This is a genomic window from Candidatus Pelagibacter sp. PS_16, assembly GCF_059417965.1.
Genome location: NZ_CM182074.1, coordinates 296076 through 316555 on the forward strand (window position 1 = coordinate 296076; position 20480 = coordinate 316555).

Consider the following 20480-nt stretch of genomic DNA (forward strand, 5'->3'; position numbering starts at 1 on the left):
TTTTGTATTGGTTGCTTTAGTTGTTTGAAGCGGTGCTTAGTAATGATAATTGAGTAATTTTATCATCCCCTAATTCATCTATAGGTTTAACAGGATATTCACCTGTAAAATAATGATCTGTTAATTGAGGATAATTATTATCTCTTTTGTTAAAACCCATTGCTCTATAAACACCTTCTAAAGATAAAAAATCTAATGATTTAGCACCAATATATTCACAAATTTCGTCATTAGTTTTATTTGCAGCAAGTAACTCTTTTTTAGTAGGAGTATCAACACCATAAAAATCAGGAAATCTAATTTCCGGACAGGCAATTTTTACATGAACTTCTTTGGCTCCTGCATCATATAACATTTTCACAATTTTATGAGAAGTTGTCCCTCTTACAAGCGAGTCATCTATTAAAATAATTATTTTATTTTTAATAGTTGATTGATTTGCATTTAATTTTAATTTCACACCAAGACTTCTAATTTTTTGACTAGGTTCAATAAAGGTTCGACCAACATAATGATTTCTAATCAAACCTAATTCAAAATTAATTCCTAAGTGTTGAGCAAAACCAAGGGCTGCTGCATTACCAGAGTCTGGTACAGGAACTACAATATCTGCTTTGATTTTGTTTTCTTTTGCAAGTTCAATTCCAAATTGCTTTCTATGTTCATAAGCAGATTTACCATTTAGTAAACTGTCTGGTCTTGCAAAATAAATATACTCAAAAACACACGGACGAACTTCTCTAGCAGGGAAGGGTTTAATGCTTTTTAGTTCATTATTTTCTATATAAACAACCTCACCGTTTTCTACATCTCGAATATATTTTGCACCAATTATATCTAGTGCACATGTTTCAGAAGCAAAGACATAGCTATCTTTGATTTTCCCAATTACTAATGGTCTGATACCATGAGGATCTCTTACACCAATTAAAGTATTTTGTGTTAGCATGACAAGCGCGTAACCACCTTGTATTTGGAATATGGCATCTATAACTTTATCAATTGTTTTGTTTCTTTTTGATTTAGCAATTAATTGAACAATTGTTTCTGTGTCAGATGTAGTATGAAATATTGCACCATCTTGAACCAATCTATTTCGAAGAGTTATTGAATTAGTTAAATTTCCATTATGAGCTACACCGATACCTCCAGCATTTGTATCTGCAAAAAAAGGCTGTATATTTCTTAAAGTGTTTTCACCAGTTGTACTATATCTGTTATGACCAATAGCATAATCACCAGGCAAACTATTTAACACTTTCTCTTTATTAAAATTATCTCCAACTAAGCCAAATCTTTTTTCAGAGTAATATTTTTTTCCATCAAATGTAACTATTCCACAACCTTCTTGACCTCTATGTTGTAGAGCATGCAATCCTAAAGCGGTTAGTGCGGCTGAATCTTTATTGTTACTTACGCCAAAGACACCACATTCTTCTTTTAATTTGGGATTATAAATCTTGAATTTTTTCTTTGGAATCTTGATAGTTTTTTTCATTTGGAAACTCTTTCAACAAATAATTACTACCTTTTTCAATATATGGGAAGGCGTATGATTTATCAGTATTAATTGGCCATTTACTATAATTATACACAATATCTATAGCTGAAAATAAACAAATACAGATTACATAACTTCGGATAAATCCAAAAAATAACCCAAATAAGGAATCGAGTCTTCCAAGACCAACAAATTTTACCGTCTTACTAATGGCTTTATTTGTAATAAGAATAACAAAGATCACTAAAATAAAGATAGTTATGCCGAGCGCAATATCTAAAACATATTCACTATCAATTATATTTTTAAAATAAGGCTTAGCTTTTGGAAAAAGAAGTAAAGTTACAACATAAGCCAATACCCATTTTGAAGCTGACAATAAACTTAAAACAAAACCTTTACTATAACACTTGATAACTGAAAAAATTGTAATGATTAGAAATATTAGATCTATTAAAGACACCGCTTGATAAAAATCTTTTAAAGCATCAAGCATAATAATATTATTTTCCGAATGGTTTACTTATTAAAATAAGAGAGGGCAGTAAAGTTAATACTGAAATCATTGCAAGTAACATTGCTAAACCAGTAAACACACCAAAATAAATTGTGGGTATAAATTTAGAGAAAACCAAAATTGAAAACCCAAAGACAATGGTTATTGAAGTATTTAGGATTGCAACACCCACTGTTGAATGACAAACTTTTAGTGTTTTGTTATAGTCTTTAATTTTTAAAAACTCTTCTTTAAACCTATAAATGTAGTGAATACTATTGTCTACTGCTATTCCTATTGTGATTGCAGCAATAGTAATAGTCATCATATCAAGGGGTATTCCAAGCAGGCCAATAATTCCTAAAATAAAGAAAGCTGCAATAAAATTAGGAACAACACCAATAAGAGATAGTTTAAAATTTCTAAATAAAATCATAAACATTGCAAAAATTCCAACCATTACTAAACCCAATGTGAGTATTTGAGATTTAAAAAGGCTTTGGAGTAAATTATTAAACAAAATTAAAACACCCGCTAGTTTAAATTCTTCTTTGCTAAGTTTTAATTCATTTTCAAGGTCATAGTTTATTTGGTTTATTAAATCATTTCTTCTTAAACCATCCTGTGAGTCAATAATTCTAAGGCTTATCCTAGCCTCATTATCTTTTATGGATATATAAGGATCTATAATATCTTTTTTTATAGTTTCTGGAATTTTTGAATAAAGCACACCCATTTCTAAGGTTCCAAGGGGCTTGTTATTATTTAATTGTGTAGCAACTTCAATAATTGAACTAAATGATAAAACCTTTCCAACTGCAGGAAGATTATCTAAATAATTATGAACATTTTGAATTTTTTCAATTTTGTCTTTTGTAAACCAGTATTTTTCATCATCTTTACTGCCTTCATCATCCCAGCTTTCAAATTCGTCATCTTCGGTAGTCTCTACTATGATATTTTCAGGAAATTTTAATATAACTTCTAAAGGTGTCGTGCCACCTAGTTTTTCATCAATAAGTTTCATCCCTTTATAAATCTCAGTATTTTTATTAAAATAATTTATAAAACTATTTTCAACTTCAAGCTTGCTTATCCCAACAACACTTAAGGCAATAACCAAACCTGTTACTAAAAAAATTATACTTTTATTGTTAATAGAAATTTTACCAAAAAAAGAAGTAATTTTAGAATCTGCATCTTCTTTAATTTTTACTTTATTGCTAGACATAAAGCTCAATAGAGTAGGAAGCAAAGTAAATGTTATTATAAAAGAAGTTATTAATCCTAAAGTCATCATCCACCCAAAATCAATAATAGGTTTTATGCCACTAAATACTAAAGATAGAAAAGCACATATAGTTGTAAGAACTGTATAAATAATAGGCCAAAACATCTTACTAGTTGTCATTATAATAATTTTTAAATTATCTAAATTTGGAAAATCTTCTCTTAATTGTAGAAACCGGGTGCTCATATGAATATTCATTGCCATAGTTAGAATTAACATTAAAGCGATAAAGTTTGAGGATATAACGGTAACCTTCCAGCCTAAAAGACCAAGTAGACCTGTCATAATTAAAACTGAAAAAAAGCAGCTACTAATTGGAACAATAATCCAAATTAGTTTTCTAAATATAAACCACAGAGTAGCAATAATAAATAAAAGAACTCCTAGACCAAAAACAATAATATCACTTTTAATAAATGACATCATGTCATCAGTGATCATTGGAATACCTCCTAAGTATATTTTTCCAACATCTCCATAGGACTTAATAACCCCTCTTATTTGGGTGATATTTTCATGATTTTTCTTTTTTAAAGTATCTTTATATTCTTCAATTTCTTGAGCTGATTTATTTTCAATATCTTTTAGTTCATCTTTTTTTATATAAACAATAATGCCACTTGTTTTACCATCCTCACTTATAACAAAATTTCTAAAAACTGGACTATTTAATATTTCATTAAATCCTCTTTCAGTATCAACACCTTCATCTTTTAAAGTTTTAAAGCTTTCCAATCTCTCTTGAAGAGGTGCTTCTGAATTATTTAATAAAGGAATATCAAGTAGTGTAATAACACTATGAACCCAATCTAGACTTTGGATTTTATATTTTAAACTTAAAAGATTATTAATAGAAGATTCAGTAACCATTCCTTCATTAGGGGAATAAGTTAAGATTAAAAACTCTTTAGAACCATATCTTTCAGTGACTTCTTTCAAGTATTCAAGATCAGGGTCCCCTTCGATTAACAGAGTATCAGATGAGGCATCTAGTCTAAAATCTTTAGAAAAATACCCAAAACTTAAGAGAGTAATTAACAGTAATATAAAAATTGATTTAGGATTTTTTAAAACAATATTTTGATAAAATAGAGAAAGCATTCACAGCTAATATATTGGATATTAGTTAATTTGAGTATCTTTAAATTTGGTAAACATTGCTTCAAATTCTACCATAACATTACCCGTTGGGCCGTGTCTTTGTTTTCCAATAATAAGCTCTGCTAGATTTGACACTTCATTCATTTTTGCTTGCCATTCAGCATGCTCAACAGTTGCAGGTCTAGGTTCTTTTCTCTCTAAGTAATAGGCCTCTCTATATACAAACATTACAACGTCAGCATCTTGTTCAATTGACCCAGACTCTCTTAAATCTGATAACTGAGGTTTATGATCATCTCTTTGTTCTACCGCTCTTGATAGCTGTGATAGAGCTATCACTGGAAGTTTAAGTTCTTTTGCCATTGCCTTAAGGCCTTGAGTGATTTCAGAAATTTCTTGAACTCTACCATCTCTATTATTTCCAGATCCTCTCATCAATTGAATGTAATCTACAACAATCAAATCTAAACCAAATAATCTTTTAATACGTCTTGCTCTGTTGCTCATAGCAGCGATACTGATAGCTGGTGTTTCATCTATATACAAAGGAAGTTCAGAAATATTCTTTGATGTCTCAATAAATTTATCAAATTGCTCATCAGAAATTCTTCCACGTCTTATATCGTTTGATTTAATTCTAGATTGTTCTGCTAAAATTCTAGTTGATAATTGTTCAGAAGACATCTCTAATGAGAAGAAAGCTACTGCAGATTTCTTTCCACTTTCTTGTAGTTTTTGAGCAGCATTAAAAGCTATATTTGTTGCTAAAGCAGTTTTACCCATTGAAGGTCTACCTGCAATAATAATTAAATCTGAATTATGAAGCCCACCCAGTCTATCATCTAGGTCTCTTAGACCAGTAGGTACACCAACGATCCCCTCATCATTTTGATAAGCAGCTGAGGCCATCTCAATAGTTTGTTTCATCGCTTCATCAAATTTAATAAGTGATGAATTGAAAGAACCTTTTTCAGCAAGATCAAATAATAATCTTTCCGAATTTTCAATTATATTTTGGCCATTAACATCAAGTGCATTTAGTTTTGCAGCATCAATAGTATTTTCAGATATCTTAATTAATTCACGTCTGACGAACATATCATAAATAATTCTTGAATATTCTATTGCTTGTCTTGGAGGAGTAGAAAATTTTGTAACTTTTACTAAATACTCAGGAACATTTAATTCGTCTTTTTCATTTTCAAAATAATTTTTTAAAGTTATAGGGTTTGCAAGCATCCCTTTGTAAATTAGACTTTCAATTGCTGAAAAAATACTTTGATGCATCGGGTCATAAAAGTTAACACTAGAAACAATAGTATTTATTTCATCAAAAGTTTCATTTTGAACTAATATTGATCCAATTACAGCCTGCTCTGCTTCAATATTGTTTGGAAGTTCTTTAAAAGTATCTTTAACTAGACTGAGGTTATTTTCCATGAACAAATCTTATCTCAATTCAGATTTAAAAAAATAACAAATATATGCTGGGGAAAAAATTGTATAATTATTGAATAGTATCAGCTGTAACTACGTTGATAGTAATTTCAGAATCTACTTCAGAGTGTAGAATAATTTTAACCTTAAATTTACCAATTGATTTAATTTCAGTTATTGGTTGTATCATTGAAGGTTTAATGTCTAGTTTATCATTTTCTAATATCAGTTTTGAAATTTCAGTTGGTTTAACCGATCCATACAATTCTTTATTTTCAGTACTTAATTTTTTAATTTCATATTCTTTATTGTTAATTTGTTCAGAAATTTTTTGAGCTTCTTTTTTCTTTTCAGTATCTTTTTTACTTAGCTCAGATTTAATCTTTTCAACTTCTGCAATATTTTCTTTTGAGGCATAAAGAGCTTTTTTATTTGATATTAAGAAGTTTCTAGCAAACCCTCTTTTAACATCTATGATTTCTCCAATAGATCCAATTCTTCTTAAGTTTTCTAAAAGTATAACTTTCATTTAAATTAACGCTAAATTTCTAGCTCTCTTAATAGACAGAGAAAGCTCTCTTTGTTTTTTTTGTGAAACATTCGTAATTCTTGATGGTAAAATTTTACCATTTTCAGACATGTATTTTTTTAACAATTTGATGTTTTTATAATCAACTTCTGGAGCACCCTTAGCAGATAAAGGACAAGTTTTCTTAAATTTGTATTTATTAGGTTGAAAAATACTTAGTTTTGCAAAATTACTTTGACTACCTTTTTTTTTATTTCCTGCTCTTTTTTTTGATGGCATAATTAATCTCTATTATATTCTTTTTTATATTCTTTTTTTTCGTATTCATCTTTCTTTGAAAAATATTTAGCCTCTAAATTAAACTTTTTAACTTTAACTGTCATATATCTTAGAAGATTTTTATCAATTGCTTCATTTTTTTCTAATTCATCAATAATTTTTCCAGGACCTTTAATCTTAAAGTGCATATAGATGCCTTTTTTATTCTTTTTAATAATGTAAGCTAAATTTAACAAACCCCAATCTTCAGTTTGTACTATTTCTCCTTCATTTTTTTCAACTATTTTGGAATATTTTTCAGTTAATTGCTTAACTTGCGCCGGGCTAGTATCTTGTCTAGCAACTATTGTATGTTCGTATAAATTCATAATTGTTCTTTAATAAAAAGTGAGGATATACTATTATAATTATTGAATTACAACACTTAAAACCATAATAAACTTTAGATATTTAAATGTTTTCTGTTATTTTTCCAGGTCAAGGCTCACAATTGGTAGGAATGGGTAAAGACCTACATGCTAAATATAGCTTAGTTCAAGATCTATTCAAGGAAGCAGATGAAACTCTTGGTTTCTCACTATCAAACCTTATCTTAAATGGTCCTAAGGAAGAATTAGACTTAACTGAAAATACACAGCCAGCAATATTTTTGCTGAGCTATTCAATATTTAAGTTAATCAAAGAAGAGTTTAAAATTGATTTAGATAAAGCAAAATTTTATGCAGGACATTCTTTAGGAGAGTACTCTGCATTAACCGCAGCAGGGTCATTGTCATTTTCAGATACTTTAAAAATATTAAAAATTAGAGGTAGTGCGATGCAAAACTCTGTTCCAAAAGGTGTGGGTGGAATGGTTGCAGTTTTAGGTTCTGAAATTGAAATAATAAAAAAAATTATTGATGAGAATAAAGATGAATACGAATGCTTTATTGCAAATGACAATTCTGTAGGTCAGATCGTTTTAAGTGGGAAAATTGAAGACTTAGAGAAAATTATGGTTGATTTGAAAGCTTCAAATATTAAAAATATTAAATTACCAGTTAGTGCTCCGTTTCATTGTAAATTGATGAATAACGCAACACTTGTAATGAAAGAAGAAATAGCAAAATTAAATTTTAACGAACCTAAAAACATCCTTATTTCAAATGTAACAGGAAAAGAAATATCTAATTCGAATGAACTAAAAGAATTACTAGTTAAACAAATTGAAAGTAGTGTTCGTTGGCGTGAGAGTGTTTTATTAATGATTGAGAAGGGTGTTACAGAGTTTATTGAAATAGGACCAGGCAAAGTTTTATCTGGATTAATAAAGAGAATTGACAAAAATGTTAAAGTTAGTGCAATAAATTCAGAAGAGGATATAAAGTTAATTAATATCAATGAGTAGTTTAAAAGATAAAAATATTATAATCACAGGTGCCTCAGGTGGAATTGGCAATTCAATAGTTGAGAAGTTAAACCAAAATGGTGCAAATATTTTAGCCACAGGTACAAGAATTGAAAAACTAGAAGAGTTAAAAGAAAAATTTAATAATATAAAAATACTTAAATTTGATATTTCTCAACATGATAAAATAGGAGAATTTATAGAAAATGCTACCAAAGAGCTAGGTGGATCCTTAGATTGTATTGTTAATAATGCAGGCATTACAAAAGATAATTTAACTATTAGAATGAGCTTAGAAGAGTGGTCAAAAGTTATAAATATTAATTTAACCTCTACATTTCTAATGTGTAAATATTCAATTAAAAAAATGCTTAAAAATAAATCTGGAAAAATTATCAATATAACCTCTGTTGTTGGTCATACTGGCAATGTTGGACAAGCAAACTATACTGCATCTAAGGCAGGTATAGTTGCAATGTCAAAAAGCTTAGCAATTGAATATGCAAAAAAAAATATTAATGTTAATTGCATATCCCCAGGCTTTATAAGCACTGCTATGACAGATCAAATAGATGAAAAATTTAAAGAAACAATAATCGCTAAAATTCCATCTAATAGACTGGGTAAACCTGAAGATATTGCTAATGCAGTTAATTTCTTAAGCTCAGATCAGTCAGACTATATTAATGGAGAAACATTACATGTTAATGGAGGCATGTATTTGGGTTGACAAAACTACTTTTTGAACTAATAACGAAATATAACAAAAAGGAACATTATGTCAGAAGATATTTCAAGCAAAGTTAAAAAAATTGTAGCAGATCACTTAGGTATTGATGAAGCTAAAGTATTAGACGATTCAAGCTTCATAGACGATCTTGGAGCAGATAGTTTAGATACAGTTGAGTTAGTAATGGCTTTTGAAGAGGAATTTGGTTCAGAAATTTCAGATAGTGAAGCTGAAAAAATTCTTACTGTAGGTGACGCTGTTAACTTTATAGCGGGAAAAGCAAACTAGAAATTAAATGTCCATAAAAAAAGATGGGATAATGGTAATTTTATCATCCCCATCTGGGGCAGGTAAAACAACTTTAGTAAAACTCCTCTCTAAGAATAAAAATTTTCATATTTCTATTTCTCATACCACAAGAAAACCTAGACTTAACGAAATTGCAGACAAAGATTACTACTTTGTTGATCATGATAAATTTGAAAATTTAATAAAAAATGAAGAATTCTTAGAGTATGCAAAAGTATTTAATCACCTTTATGGAACAACTAGAACACCAGTTATTGAAAAATTAGAAAAAAGTGAAAATGTAATATTTGATATTGATTGGCAAGGAGCTGATCAAATCAAGAATAAAAAATTAAATTATAAATTAATTACTTTTTTTATTTTACCTCCTAGTAAAGAGATACTATTTGAAAGACTGTCAAATAGAGACATGAAAGATAAACTAATAGTAGAAGAACGCATGAAAGAATTTAGTAGAGATGTTTTGCATTGGATTAATTATGATTACGTAATTATTAATGACAATCTAGAAGAATGTTATTCTAAAATTAGCAGCTTAATTGATGCTGAAATTAACAATGGCTCAAAAGACTACGATAAAGATTTCATCAGAAAACATGTTGAAAAACTAACCTCTTAAGTCTTCATATTCTTTTACTAGTTTAAAATATACTTCTGGCTCAAGGTTTTGAGGTCTAAGATTAAGATCAATACCGAATTTTTCTGCAACTTCTTTTCCATTATCAAAAACTTGGTTAAAGGGTTTTTTTAACATTTTTCTTCTTTGACTGAAGAATATTCTAGTAATTTTTTCAAGGTTTTTAGGATCCTTTAATTTAAAAAAATTTTCTTTGGGAGTGAATAAAAGTAAAGAACTATCTATTTTAGGTCTTGGTGAAAAGCTTTGTGGTTTAATGTCTAATATCTTTTTTACATTTAATTTCCAGCTAGATAAAATTGATAATCTACCATAATTAGAGTTATTAAATTCAGATATAATTCTATCAGCAACTTCTTTTTGGAACATTAAAACGAGACTATCGAACCAAAAATTTGAGCCAATATTAAGAATCCATTTAGATAAGATTTCTGTTGAAATGTTATAAGGTAAGTTACCAAAGACAGATAGTTTTTGATCTGAGATAGTACTTTCAGATACTTTTAAGATGTCATCATTGATGATTTCGATTTCAGTATCAAACTTTTCTTTTAGCAATATGGCTAAATCATCATCTTTTTCTACAACATAGAGTTTCTTTGGTTTTTTTTTTAAAATGTATGTGGTTAGATTTCCACTACCTGGTCCAATTTCCAAAACTTCCTTGTTAGTAATATCGGTTATGGATACAATGTTTTCAAGTACCTCTCTATCTATTAAGAAGTTTTGCCCAAGGCTTTTTTTTGCTTTTATGAACACTTATTTATCCAAAAACTTTAAGGCCTGAATTAAGCTTTTTGGATCAGATAAATTTTTACCCAGCATTGAATAATTTGGTCCATGATCTGGAGAAATGCGAGTAAATGGTAGGCCTAAAGTAATATTAATTGCATCAAAACCAAATAAAGCCTTCATAGGAGAAAGTACTTGATCATGATACATACCAATAATTACATCATATTTCTTTAATAAAAATTTTGTAAAGATAGTATCAGCTGGAAATGGACCATTAATTTTATTATTTTTTAATCGTAATTTCTTAATAGCTGGAATTATCACTTTATCTTCTTCAGAATTTTGAAAATTGCTTTCACAGTGGGGATTTAACCCAGTTATTGCAATCCTTGGTAGTTTATTAAATTTTGTTTTATAAAATTTATTAATCAGGTTAACTTGAGTATATATTTTTTGTTTTGTTATTTTTTTATGAACATCTTTTAAAGCAAGATGGGTCGTAAGAGGACTAACAGATAAATTTTTATTAAATATTAACATTGCAAAATCTTTTTTTTTGGTTTTCTTTGCAAGATATTCAGTGATACCTAAAGTTTTTCCTTTTAAAAAAGACTTTTTGGAAACAGGACCATTAATAAATTTGGATAAATTATTTTGTTTCATAAAATTTAAAGCAACTTTAAAAGTTTCATCTATGTACTTATTTGATTTACTAGTAATTTTTTCAAAGCATTTTTTAAACTTATAATCAACATTAATTAAATTAATTTTTTTATTAGTCAGTTTAGAGAAATCTTTTAACTCTTTATCAATATCATTTATTTCGAAATAAAAATCTAATTTTTTCATCTGTTCTTGAAGTAATTTTTTAGAAATAATGATTATTAAAGGTGATTTATAAATATTGGTTTTTAAACTTTTAAAAAAAATTTCTAAAAAAACACTGTTGGGCTCACCACCCACTATTATTATTGGTTCCTTACCCATTAAAATCTAGATTCTTTTTGATCTTATTATAATAAATTTTTGAATATTGATTCAACTGCCTGTTACGTTCATAGTTAATTGCTTTTTTTAATTCATTTTCAATATCAATAGTAGTTTCGGAATTTTTTATATTTATTAATTTTAATATTAATATACCATTTGATAAAATTATAGGTTTTGTAAATTCTCCCACTTTTAAGCTGCTTATATTTTTTCTAATATTATTATTAAGTGAATTTTCATTGATCCAACCAATATCACCACCAATTTTAGCTGAATCGGAAAAACTATATGTTGCAGCACTATTTTCAAAACCTATTTCATTTATGCTTTTAACAACTTCTTTATATTTTTTTTCGATCTCTTCTTTGTTTTTAACTTCAAAGATAATTTCAGATAATTGATATTCTTTTGATTCAATTTTACTATTTTTTAGAAGCTCTTCTTTTAATGCAGTCTCATTAATTACAACTTTAGATGAATATTTTTTTATAATCAGTTCATTCCACAAAGCATCAATAGTAATTTTTTTTTCGATATCACTTATTTTTAAATCATAATCTTTTAAATAAATTTCAAATTCATTTATTGATTTTAGATTTAACCTTGAGTAAATATTCTTTAGTAAAAGTACTAAATAGTCTTCATTTAGTTTTATCTCTTTAAAATTTTTTGATATTTCTATTTTTTTTATCTTCTCTCTTATTATTGATTCGTTAGAAATATTTAATATCTTTTCTTGATCTAACTCTTTTAAAGAATTATTTAGAGCCACAAGATATTTAAATTCATTTTTAATATCAATGTTAGTTATAATTTCGTTTTGAATATTATGAATTATTTTTGTTTCAATTGATTGAGCATGCACACACATTATGACAAATAAAAATATTAAAATTTTCTTTTTCATATAATCCTATTTTAAAGCCATTTTATCTGGTGAAAAAGTTCCAAGTGGAACAATTGTTATAGAGAAAAATAATTCTTCAACTGGTTTAATATCGGCATCGTTATAATAATTCTTTTTATATTTTACACCCGCAACCAAACAATCATTTTTATACTCATACACCAAATCATAGTACTCTGTTAAATCAAGCTTTCGATTTCTTCTTGTATTAAATGATATAGAATTTTGATTATCAAAGTTATATTTTGTTGTATTTTGAATTATATTGGTACTGCCAACAGTGCCTCTTTCCTCTAAATAATCAAACTGAGTAATAAAGTTTCCAAATTCCATTTTAGTTATTAAAGAATTGTATTCAAAAGTATTCAAATCATCTGTTAAAGAAAAATTGTAGCCTAATGAAATATTTCTAGTAGGCTTAAAATTAAATTCCCCAAATATATTGGAGTTTTTTTTATTTAAAGTACTATTTGTAGGTATATTCTTCTCTTCATCTAATCTAAAAACTGATGCAAGTTTAAAATCAATATACTCTTCAATCTTATCTATTTTATTATCAACATTAACTTTTTCTTTTTTGAAGTTAAAGCCCAATGTAATAGACTCACCTGACTCAAATGAGTTTCCTAAACTTAATCGATTAGAAGAAAAAACATTATTAATATCAATTCTTCTAGACTCCTTTCTATTATCTTTCATTTCATGGGGGCTAAACCTTAAAGATAGCTTTGGTTCTAAAGTGTTGAATGTTGTGGAGTCTTTTTTAATTAGTGGCAATGAAGCATTGTATGTATATGCGCTCATTAGCTCTGATTGTGGACTATTTTTATATATTGAGTTATTTTTACCAACAGTATTGATATTTTTCAAAGCAATTTCAAAATTTGTTTTAATTCCATTATCAAAGAATTTACTTAAAGCAGAGTAAATTAAATCATTTGAAATTGTAGATCCAACAACATTCGTATCAGCTAAAGTATTATTTCCATATGAATTGAAATTAAAACTGCCATCAATATTATTCAAACTAAAATTTTTTGAAAAATCATAACTAGGTAGTACATATTGATATCTATCGCTATTTGAGCCATTTAAAGTTTCGTACATTTCAAATGAGGTTGTTAGATCATAGCTCTCATGCTCTAGATCAAATTGAATTTTAGACTCAAGCACACTGTTGTCATCTAGTAGAAGAGGAGATTGTAGATCAAATAGCTTTAAATAGTTATCATTTGATACTTTTTGATAGTTAATTTGAAGCATACTTTTTTTGAAGTTGTCCAACGACAAATCTACTAACGTATTAGTGAAAAGATGAGACCTTGTATCTCCCTTGTCTTGAGAACTAGAGTCATGCCCATTAGCAAAGCTAAAATCTGCTATTGTAATTGAATTCTTTTTTTTTGTCTATACTCATTTTGTAATAAAAATTTATTATCATCAAAGAGCCTTGGTTTTATTGTAAGGTCTTTATCATCAGATATAGCCAAAAAATACGGCAGATAAACTGAGCTACCAAGATTATTTGAGCTGCCAAATTCAGGCATTAAAAGACCAGATTGTCTTTTTACTGATGGGTCTGGATGAAAAAATTTAGGAAAGTAAACAACAGGAAAATCATATATTTCTAACCAAGCATTTTTATAATTAATCTGTTTTTTAATTTTATCATGGTGAATTTCATCTGATGTAATTTTCCAGGGGGGGCATTTATCTGTTTTTTTACATGATGTAAAAACACCTTTTTTAAAGTAGGTATTAATCTTGTCTCCAAATCCTGATACTGCACTTATCCTTGGATCATTCTTGTTATCCCCGAATAAATCTTTGTGGAACTTTGCAGCAATATCTTTTCCTAAAAATTCATTTTTTTTTAAGTCAAAAAAACCAGTTTTAAGAAAAAATTCATCACTTTTATTTTCTTTATCACTAGTTATAGCTATTATATTTTCACCCTTAAGAATTTCTTGATTAATAGAGTATTGAAACTGCTCAAGTTTATAAGTATTAGACTCACTATCAGTAATAATTGAATTTTTTTTTGATGATAAAATCATCTTATTTTTAAAAAGAGTTAAATCAAAACCTTCAATATTGTATTTATTTGAAATTTTAATTGATGTTTTACCTACTGTAAAAATTTTTTCTTCATTCTTAAGATAAAAAATTTTTTGAGCATTAATAGTTATGTTGTTATTTAAGTCAAAAAGTTGAACATCACCATTTGCTTCCAGTCTATTGATTTCTTTTAAATACTCAAAGTTGTCTGATATTAATTTAAGCTGACTATCAGTTCTAATTGTACCTCTGTTATTGCCTTTATATATATTTCCATTTTCAGTAATTTCTAAATCAGAAATTTCAAAAATAAATTCTTCTCCAAGAACTCGACTAAAGTTAGATAGAGTAAATAAAATCACAAGAAAGAAAGTTATAAATTTATTTTTCATTTAATTTTATTATAGAGATGAAATTTATTATTGATAATATAATTAAAGGCAAAAAAATTGAAAGTGTTACAGGAATTTTTTCATTTGTGCCTAGGACACTTAAAAAATTATTAATATAGTAAATAATTACAGACAAAAAAATTCCTAATGTAATCTTAAAAAAGGTATTTTTTTGGTAGCCAATGTTAAACATAATAATAGCAGAAAAAATTGTAATTAGAGTTAAGTAAACCGGATAAGAGACAATTTTCAACAAATGAGAATTTATATCAGTTACAGAATAATTTAAAGACATATAACTTTTTCTTAGTGTAATTAAATCAATTATACTTAAAGAAGAAAGGTTTGAAAATAAGCTATTTATTTTTTGTAAGTCAAAATTTGAATGTAATATCAATTCATTCAAAGTACTTTGTGAATTACCTTTTAGAGTTATTGGATTAAATATTTTCCATTTTTTTGATGTAATATCAACTTTTTCACTTTGTAATACTTCAACTAAATCAAAATCTTTATTGAACTTTGTTATGGAAACATTAATTAAAAATTCATTGTTGACCTGGCGGGCATTAATTATGTTTATATTGTCATTTATTTCATCTTTGATCCAAAGACCATTTTCAGTGATAACAGCTAAATACTTATTATCATCTGAATAGTTATTTTTAATTAATAGATATGAGTTTTTTAAAATAGATGATCCGTTATAAAAAAAAATAACCAAAATAATGCCAAGAATGAATGAATATAAACCTAAAATTTTTATGATTTTTATATTATTTAAACCAGAGTACTTAAAGACCTGTAGTTCATTTTTGTCAATAAGATGAATAAAAAATACTTGAGTGCCCAACAAAAAAATAAAAGGAAGTATTTCAAATAAGACCGAAGGTGTATTTAATAGAGACAAAAAGAAAAGATAAAAAAAACTTAAATCTATATTTTTAAAAAATTCAATTTGTTCAAGGATATTTGTAATTAAAATGATAATAAAAAAAGTAATAAAAATTTTTAATAATGAGATATTAAAAAGGTTAATTAAAAATTTAATATAGGTTTTCATACTTTATTAATTTTTAATTTTATTACAAAATAGAGATAGATAATTAATGTTAAGATTAATGGAAAAATTGAAAGAAATATGTTCTGCATTAAATTCGTACTTATTAATTTTGAAGATGATTCTAAAAAAATAATAAAAAGAAAAGCAAATAAATAAATCTTAAATTTATTAATATTAAATGAATGGTCACTTTTAGATTTTAATATAAATAAAAGTGAAATTGAAATTAGAAAAGTTATATATAAAGGTTTTACCAATCTTGAGTATAGCTCTTTATAGACATTCTCTAAATTATCTAATCTACAGTTTTTAATATTTTCTATTTCTATATTTGTAGAATTAATTATTGAACCATTAAAAAATAAAGAGCATTTAATTAAATTTATTGTTTTTGTTTCTTGTGTCTTTTGGTAGGTAGTTGTGTTAGAATTAAATTTTGAAATATTATAATCAATTTTTGAGAATTCAAATTCTGAAATTTTCCCATTTATGACATTGATAGATTTACCATCATATAATGTTAATATCTTTTTATTATTGTCTATATTTGCTATTGCAGTTTTAGCAAAAGTAGTTTGTGAGTTATTAATATCTGTTTTTTCATTTAAGAATATATTTATTAATTCACCTTTTTTATTTTTTTCATCAAAGTAAATTGTCAAATTTCCAATAATATCTATAAACTTTTTAGGCTTGAGAACACTTTCAAAAAAATCTAAGTTAGATGATCTTATAAAGGATCTTGCTTTATCTTGAGCAAAAGGAGTTATTACTGCATTCAATAATAAGCTAATAAGTACGAACCAAAGCGAAAATTTTATAAAAAAATTTATAAAATTAATTTTTTTAATTCCAAAATTCCAAAATATAACTAGCTCATTTTTATTCTCATACTTTAATAATATGTATGAAAATGCCAAAAATATAGCAAAGGGAAAAATTCTACTAATTATTTTAGGAAAGCTAAGTAATGTATATTTAAAATATACAAGAAAACCATGACCGTCCTCTATAACAAAATCGAGATAATTAACTGCCTGTAATACCCAAATAATTATACTGATGGTAAATACAACTAATAAGAAAAAATTTACACAATCTTTAGATAATTTTTTATAAACAATTTTTTTCATTGAAATACAGTAAATTAGCTCTTATATACCACTCAACTCGCATAGAGTGTATTTAAAATTTATGACTATTCAAATTAATTACAAAAAAATAAGTTCAAAAAAAGACTTAGCCAACCTTGTCTTATTTGTTGATGAAAAATTCAATATTAACAATTTAAAAAAATATCTATCAAATTTAGAATTTTCTTACATATCTGATTTATTAAAAAATAGTGATTTGAAAAAAGATTTACTTTCTTTTGAAGTTAATTCAAAAAAGACAGTATTTTTAGTATCCATTAAGAAAGATATAAAAATATCAGATATAGAAAATTTAGGAGCTAAATTTCATAGTTATATTAATAATGATAAGAAAAAAGAATATTTTGTAAATTCAGATACAATTAATAATAAAATTAAAAATTTTGTTGGTTACTTTCTGCATGGACTTAAATTAAAATCATATGAGTTTAATATCTATAAATCTAAAAAAAACAAAGAAACTGTTCTCATAAATGTTATAGGAAACAAAAATAAAATATCTACTCAAGATCATTTAAGATTTAAAGCTCTAGAAGAAGGAAGTTTTTTTGCAAGAGACCTTGTGTCTGAACCAGGAAATGTTTTACACCCTGATGAATATGCAAAAAGAATAAATACACTTAAAAAATTTGGATTGAAAATAAATATCTATGATGAAAAAAAATTAAAAAAACTTGGAATGAATGCGTTACTTGGTGTAGGGCAAGGTAGTATTAGAGGATCATATCTTGTAACAATGGAATGGAATGGAGCAAAAAATAATTCTAATCCTTTAGCTTTTGTTGGAAAAGGTGTTTGTTTTGACACTGGAGGTTACTCTTTAAAACCAGCAAAGTTTATGGAAGATATGACTTATGATATGGCAGGCTCAGCTACTGTGGTGGGTTTAATGAAAAATTTAGCAATAAGAAAAGCAAAAATAAATGCTGTTGGTGTTGTAGGGCTTGTTGAGAATATGGTTAGTGGAAACGCACAAAGACCTGGAGACATTGTAAAATCTTATAGTGGTAAAACAATAGAGGTATTAAATACAGATGCTGAAGGTAGATTAGTTTTGGCTGATGCTTTAACTTTTACTGAGAAAAAATTTAAACCTAAGTTTATGGTTGATCTAGCAACTTTAACAGGTGCTATTATAGTTTCATTAGGCTCTGAATATGCAGGTCTATTTTCAAATGATGATAAATTGTCAAAACAATTATTAGAAGCAGGTGATAAAGTTGAAGAAAAATTATGGAGAATGCCATTGCATAAAAACTTTGACAAACTTATAGACTCAAAAAATGCAGATATGCAAAATATTAATTATGTAGGTGGTGCAGGATCTACAACTGCAGCACAATTTTTACAAAGATTTATTTTAAATAAAACGCCTTGGGCTCACTTAGATATAGCTGGTATGGCATTTTCAAAATATGGTGGTGCTTTAAATTCAGGCGGTGCAACTAGCTATGGAGTAAGATTATTAAACCAACTAATAGAGGATAATTATGAGTAATATAGAACAAACACTATCAATCATTAAACCTGATGCTGTTGAAAGAAATTTAGATAATGAAATCAAAGAAATGTTTACGGATAAAGGTTTTAAAATTATCAAAGATAAAAAAATTCAGATAACAAAAGCAGAAGCAGAACAATTTTATAAAGTTCATGAAACTAAACCTTTTTATAATGATTTATGCGCTTATTTGTCTTCAGGCCCAATTGTCGTGATGATACTTGAAAAAGAAAATGCAGTTTTAGGAAACAGAGAATTAATGGGTGCAACTAAACCAGAAGATGCTGCAGAAGGCACTATAAGAAAAAAATATGGAATTTCTATTGATAAAAACTCTGTACATGGTTCTGATAGTGTTGAAAACGCTAAAATTGAAATTAATTTTTTCTTTAAAGATTAATTAAATAATTTTTTTATAGCCGCTGGATAGAGCTTGTGCTCTTGTTTTAAAACTTTTTTAGCTAAAGAAATAGAAGTATCTTTTTTTGAAATTTTAACTTTCTTTTGCAGAATTATTTTTCCTGAATCAAGCTTTGCTGTTACAAAATGAACAGTACAACCAGCTACCTTATCTTTATTTTGTATTGCTTTAAAATGAGTATCAAGCCCTTTATATTTTGGCAGTAAAGAAGGATGCATATTAACTATTTTTCCATTAAATTTTTTAATAAAACTTTTAGATAAAATCTTCATAAAGCCTGCAAGGCAAATAAACTTTATATTTTCTTTTTTTAATAAATTTAATATTTTTGTTTCAGCTATTTTATAGTTTTTAAAGCTTGATACATATTTTTTTATATTAAATTGATTTGAAAACTTTAAACCTTTGGCTTTTGAAGTATTTGAAAAAATTAAATCTATGGATATAGGTGAATTTTTTATTTTAGAAAATTTTATTAAATTTTTTAAATTACTTCCAGTTCCAGATATAAATACTGCTGTTTTAATCTTTTTAGGACCAGTCAATTTTACCATTAAGTTTAACTTTATATTTTCCTGCAGTTATTTTTCCAATAACATAGGGTTTAAATTCCTTTGTAAAAAATTTAGTAATTTTATTTAAATTTTTAGGATTAACTATTAAACAAAAACCAACTCCACAGTTAAATGTTTTTAACATTTCTTCGTCATCAATGTTATTTTGCTTCAACCATTTAAAAATTTTTTTAGTTCTAACTTTATTTAAATCTAAATCAGCGACTAATTTATCTGGAATAACTCTCTTAATATTATCTGCTAGTCCACCTCCAGTAATATTTGCACACCCATTTAAAAGATTGTTATTAATTAAATTTAGAACTTCTTTGACATAAATTTTTGTAGGTCTTAGTAATTCTTTTTTTAAAAATGAATTTTTTTTTAAATTAATCTTTTTTTTATTAAGCACATGCCTAACTAAAGAATAACCATTTGAGTGAACACCACTAGATGGTATAGCCAGCACTAAGTCATTTTTTTTTATATTCTTCTTTGATAGTATTTTCTTTTCATCAACCAAACCTACTGCAAAACCTGCTATATCGAATTTACCTTTTTCATAGGTACCTGGCATTTCTGCTGTTTCGCCACCAACCAATTCACAGTTTGAAATTTTACAGCCTCTTACTATTCCTTTGAGGATCAATTTTAATTTATTTAAATCAATTTTATTAATAGAAATATAATCTAAAAATAAAAGTGGTCTTGCTCCTTGAACAATTAGGTCGTTTACACTCATGGCAACTAAATCAATGCCAATTGTGTCATATTTATTGAGTAAATTGGCAATCTCTACTTTTGTACCAACACCATCAGTGCAAGCTACAATTTTAGGATTTTTAAGATTTTTTGGAATATTAGTTATAGAGCCAAAGCCACCAATATTATTAAACTTTTTTTGGCCTTTTTTGTTTGATGATATTGACGATATAAATTTAACAAAATTATCAGCAGCATTTATGTTTACACCACTTTTTTCATAGGTAAATTTTTCTTTTTTCATTA

General features: G+C 26.8%; 22 protein-coding genes. 6 read left to right on the plus strand and 16 right to left on the minus strand.

The window, feature by feature from the left end; genetic code table 11:
• Positions 1-16 precede the first annotated feature (16 nt).
• The 7 genes from purF to rpsF all read right to left on the minus strand — a co-directional run bounded on the left by purF (position 17) and on the right by rpsF (position 7002).
• The gene (gene purF / locus AC5SL0_RS01555) at positions 17-1498 is read right to left on the minus strand and encodes an amidophosphoribosyltransferase (protein WP_494617390.1); all 1482 of its coding nucleotides are present in this window, start codon (positions 1496-1498) and stop codon (positions 17-19) included.
• Positions 1452-1997 (minus strand): CvpA family protein, encoded by a 546-nt coding sequence (locus AC5SL0_RS01560; RefSeq protein ID WP_006997213.1) that lies wholly within the window; start codon positions 1995-1997, stop codon positions 1452-1454. The genes purF and AC5SL0_RS01560 overlap by 47 nt, the downstream gene beginning before the upstream one ends.
• A 7-nt stretch (positions 1998-2004) precedes the next feature.
• Positions 2005-4389: an efflux RND transporter permease subunit gene (locus tag AC5SL0_RS01565; RefSeq protein ID WP_494618494.1), complete on the minus strand. Its 2385-nt coding sequence runs from the start codon at positions 4387-4389 to the stop codon at positions 2005-2007.
• Between the two features lie 21 nt (positions 4390-4410).
• A complete protein-coding gene (locus AC5SL0_RS01570; RefSeq protein WP_006997211.1) occupies positions 4411-5829 on the minus strand; it encodes a replicative DNA helicase in 1419 nt (472 codons plus the stop codon).
• Between the two features lie 67 nt (positions 5830-5896).
• Entirely contained in the window at positions 5897-6355 is a 459-nt protein-coding gene (rplI, locus tag AC5SL0_RS01575; protein WP_006997210.1) for a 50S ribosomal protein L9, read from the minus strand.
• Complete coding sequence (rpsR, locus tag AC5SL0_RS01580) at positions 6356-6634, minus strand: 30S ribosomal protein S18 (RefSeq protein WP_494618496.1); 279 nt, start codon at positions 6632-6634, stop codon at positions 6356-6358.
• 2 nt (positions 6635-6636) lie between these two features.
• Positions 6637-7002, minus strand: coding sequence for a 30S ribosomal protein S6 (rpsF, locus tag AC5SL0_RS01585; RefSeq protein WP_006997208.1), 366 nt, complete (start codon positions 7000-7002; stop codon positions 6637-6639).
• Between the two features lie 86 nt (positions 7003-7088).
• Between rpsF and fabD the strand changes: the two genes are divergently transcribed.
• The 4 genes from fabD to gmk are packed head-to-tail and all read left to right on the plus strand — an operon-like array spanning position 7089 to position 9679.
• Positions 7089-8021, plus strand: a complete 933-nt coding sequence (gene fabD, locus AC5SL0_RS01590) for an ACP S-malonyltransferase (RefSeq protein ID WP_494618497.1) — start codon at positions 7089-7091, stop codon at positions 8019-8021.
• Positions 8014-8751 carry a 3-oxoacyl-[acyl-carrier-protein] reductase gene (gene fabG / locus AC5SL0_RS01595; RefSeq protein WP_494618498.1) on the plus strand — a complete coding sequence of 246 codons (738 nt, stop codon included), beginning with the start codon at positions 8014-8016 and terminating at the stop codon, positions 8749-8751. The genes fabD and fabG overlap by 8 nt, the downstream gene beginning before the upstream one ends.
• Before the next feature lie 48 nt (positions 8752-8799).
• Positions 8800-9039 carry an acyl carrier protein gene (locus tag AC5SL0_RS01600; protein WP_006997205.1) on the plus strand — a complete coding sequence of 80 codons (240 nt, stop codon included), beginning with the start codon at positions 8800-8802 and terminating at the stop codon, positions 9037-9039.
• A 7-nt stretch (positions 9040-9046) separates the two neighbouring features.
• A complete protein-coding gene (gene gmk / locus AC5SL0_RS01605; RefSeq protein WP_271726309.1) occupies positions 9047-9679 on the plus strand; it encodes a guanylate kinase in 633 nt (210 codons plus the stop codon).
• On the opposite strand, the gene rsmA is transcribed toward gmk, so the two are convergent.
• From rsmA to AC5SL0_RS01640, 7 genes are all read right to left on the minus strand, one after another.
• A complete protein-coding gene (gene rsmA, locus AC5SL0_RS01610; protein ID WP_494618499.1) occupies positions 9668-10456 on the minus strand; it encodes a 16S rRNA (adenine(1518)-N(6)/adenine(1519)-N(6))-dimethyltransferase RsmA in 789 nt (262 codons plus the stop codon). The genes gmk and rsmA overlap by 12 nt on opposite strands.
• A complete protein-coding gene (locus AC5SL0_RS01615) occupies positions 10457-11419 on the minus strand; it encodes a 4-hydroxythreonine-4-phosphate dehydrogenase PdxA (protein ID WP_494618501.1) in 963 nt (320 codons plus the stop codon).
• The gene (locus AC5SL0_RS01620; protein ID WP_494574216.1) at positions 11412-12329 is read right to left on the minus strand and encodes a peptidylprolyl isomerase; all 918 of its coding nucleotides are present in this window, start codon (positions 12327-12329) and stop codon (positions 11412-11414) included. The genes AC5SL0_RS01615 and AC5SL0_RS01620 overlap by 8 nt, the downstream gene beginning before the upstream one ends.
• Positions 12330-12335: 6 nt before the next feature.
• Positions 12336-13592, minus strand: coding sequence for an LPS-assembly protein LptD (locus tag AC5SL0_RS01625; protein WP_494618502.1), 1257 nt, complete (start codon positions 13590-13592; stop codon positions 12336-12338).
• 116 nt (positions 13593-13708) lie between these two features.
• The gene (locus AC5SL0_RS01630) at positions 13709-14779 is read right to left on the minus strand and encodes a putative LPS assembly protein LptD (RefSeq protein ID WP_494618504.1); all 1071 of its coding nucleotides are present in this window, start codon (positions 14777-14779) and stop codon (positions 13709-13711) included.
• The gene (locus AC5SL0_RS01635; RefSeq protein WP_494618505.1) at positions 14769-15842 is read right to left on the minus strand and encodes an LptF/LptG family permease; all 1074 of its coding nucleotides are present in this window, start codon (positions 15840-15842) and stop codon (positions 14769-14771) included. Before AC5SL0_RS01635 ends, AC5SL0_RS01630 begins: the two co-directional genes overlap by 11 nt.
• Positions 15839-16975 carry an LptF/LptG family permease gene (locus AC5SL0_RS01640; protein WP_494618507.1) on the minus strand — a complete coding sequence of 379 codons (1137 nt, stop codon included), beginning with the start codon at positions 16973-16975 and terminating at the stop codon, positions 15839-15841. Before AC5SL0_RS01640 ends, AC5SL0_RS01635 begins: the two co-directional genes overlap by 4 nt.
• Before the next feature lie 61 nt (positions 16976-17036).
• Here AC5SL0_RS01640 and AC5SL0_RS01645 point away from each other — a divergent pair, with 61 nt between their 5' ends.
• Both AC5SL0_RS01645 and ndk read left to right on the plus strand, forming a co-directional pair.
• Positions 17037-18494 (plus strand): leucyl aminopeptidase, encoded by a 1458-nt coding sequence (locus tag AC5SL0_RS01645; RefSeq protein ID WP_018413962.1) that lies wholly within the window; start codon positions 17037-17039, stop codon positions 18492-18494.
• The gene (gene ndk / locus AC5SL0_RS01650; protein ID WP_006997196.1) at positions 18487-18897 is read left to right on the plus strand and encodes a nucleoside-diphosphate kinase; all 411 of its coding nucleotides are present in this window, start codon (positions 18487-18489) and stop codon (positions 18895-18897) included. The genes AC5SL0_RS01645 and ndk overlap by 8 nt, the downstream gene beginning before the upstream one ends.
• Here ndk and purN read toward each other — a convergent pair.
• Together purN and purM are read right to left on the minus strand one after the other, a co-directional pair.
• Positions 18894-19472, minus strand: coding sequence for a phosphoribosylglycinamide formyltransferase (gene purN / locus AC5SL0_RS01655; protein WP_006997195.1), 579 nt, complete (start codon positions 19470-19472; stop codon positions 18894-18896). The two genes, ndk and purN, sit on opposite strands and share 4 nt — an antisense overlap.
• Positions 19450-20478: a phosphoribosylformylglycinamidine cyclo-ligase gene (gene purM / locus AC5SL0_RS01660; protein ID WP_006997194.1), complete on the minus strand. Its 1029-nt coding sequence runs from the start codon at positions 20476-20478 to the stop codon at positions 19450-19452. Before purM ends, purN begins: the two co-directional genes overlap by 23 nt.
• Between the last annotated feature and the right edge of the window lie 2 nt (positions 20479-20480).

Coding starts and splice junctions, on each gene's coding strand:
- purF (WP_494617390.1), bottom strand. CDS start 1,498: ATGAAAAAAACTATCAAGATTCCAAAGAAAAAATTCAAGATTTATAAT.
- AC5SL0_RS01560 (WP_006997213.1), bottom strand. CDS start 1,997: ATGCTTGATGCTTTAAAAGATTTTTATCAAGCGGTGTCTTTAATAGAT.
- AC5SL0_RS01565 (WP_494618494.1), bottom strand. CDS start 4,389: ATGCTTTCTCTATTTTATCAAAATATTGTTTTAAAAAATCCTAAATCA.
- AC5SL0_RS01570 (WP_006997211.1), bottom strand. CDS start 5,829: ATGGAAAATAACCTCAGTCTAGTTAAAGATACTTTTAAAGAACTTCCA.
- rplI (WP_006997210.1), bottom strand. CDS start 6,355: ATGAAAGTTATACTTTTAGAAAACTTAAGAAGAATTGGATCTATTGGA.
- rpsR (WP_494618496.1), bottom strand. CDS start 6,634: ATGCCATCAAAAAAAAGAGCAGGAAATAAAAAAAAAGGTAGTCAAAGT.
- rpsF (WP_006997208.1), bottom strand. CDS start 7,002: ATGAATTTATACGAACATACAATAGTTGCTAGACAAGATACTAGCCCG.
- fabD (WP_494618497.1), top strand. CDS start 7,089: ATGTTTTCTGTTATTTTTCCAGGTCAAGGCTCACAATTGGTAGGAATG.
- fabG (WP_494618498.1), top strand. CDS start 8,014: ATGAGTAGTTTAAAAGATAAAAATATTATAATCACAGGTGCCTCAGGT.
- AC5SL0_RS01600 (WP_006997205.1), top strand. CDS start 8,800: ATGTCAGAAGATATTTCAAGCAAAGTTAAAAAAATTGTAGCAGATCAC.
- gmk (WP_271726309.1), top strand. CDS start 9,047: ATGTCCATAAAAAAAGATGGGATAATGGTAATTTTATCATCCCCATCT.
- AC5SL0_RS01615 (WP_494618501.1), bottom strand. CDS start 11,419: ATGGGTAAGGAACCAATAATAATAGTGGGTGGTGAGCCCAACAGTGTT.
- AC5SL0_RS01620 (WP_494574216.1), bottom strand. CDS start 12,329: ATGAAAAAGAAAATTTTAATATTTTTATTTGTCATAATGTGTGTGCAT.
- AC5SL0_RS01625 (WP_494618502.1), bottom strand. CDS start 13,592: ATGCTTCAAATTAACTATCAAAAAGTATCAAATGATAACTATTTAAAG.
- AC5SL0_RS01630 (WP_494618504.1), bottom strand. CDS start 14,779: ATGAAAAATAAATTTATAACTTTCTTTCTTGTGATTTTATTTACTCTA.
- AC5SL0_RS01635 (WP_494618505.1), bottom strand. CDS start 15,842: ATGAAAACCTATATTAAATTTTTAATTAACCTTTTTAATATCTCATTA.
- AC5SL0_RS01640 (WP_494618507.1), bottom strand. CDS start 16,975: ATGAAAAAAATTGTTTATAAAAAATTATCTAAAGATTGTGTAAATTTT.
- AC5SL0_RS01645 (WP_018413962.1), top strand. CDS start 17,037: ATGACTATTCAAATTAATTACAAAAAAATAAGTTCAAAAAAAGACTTA.
- ndk (WP_006997196.1), top strand. CDS start 18,487: ATGAGTAATATAGAACAAACACTATCAATCATTAAACCTGATGCTGTT.
- purN (WP_006997195.1), bottom strand. CDS start 19,472: ATGGTAAAATTGACTGGTCCTAAAAAGATTAAAACAGCAGTATTTATA.
- purM (WP_006997194.1), bottom strand. CDS start 20,478: ATGAAAAAAGAAAAATTTACCTATGAAAAAAGTGGTGTAAACATAAAT.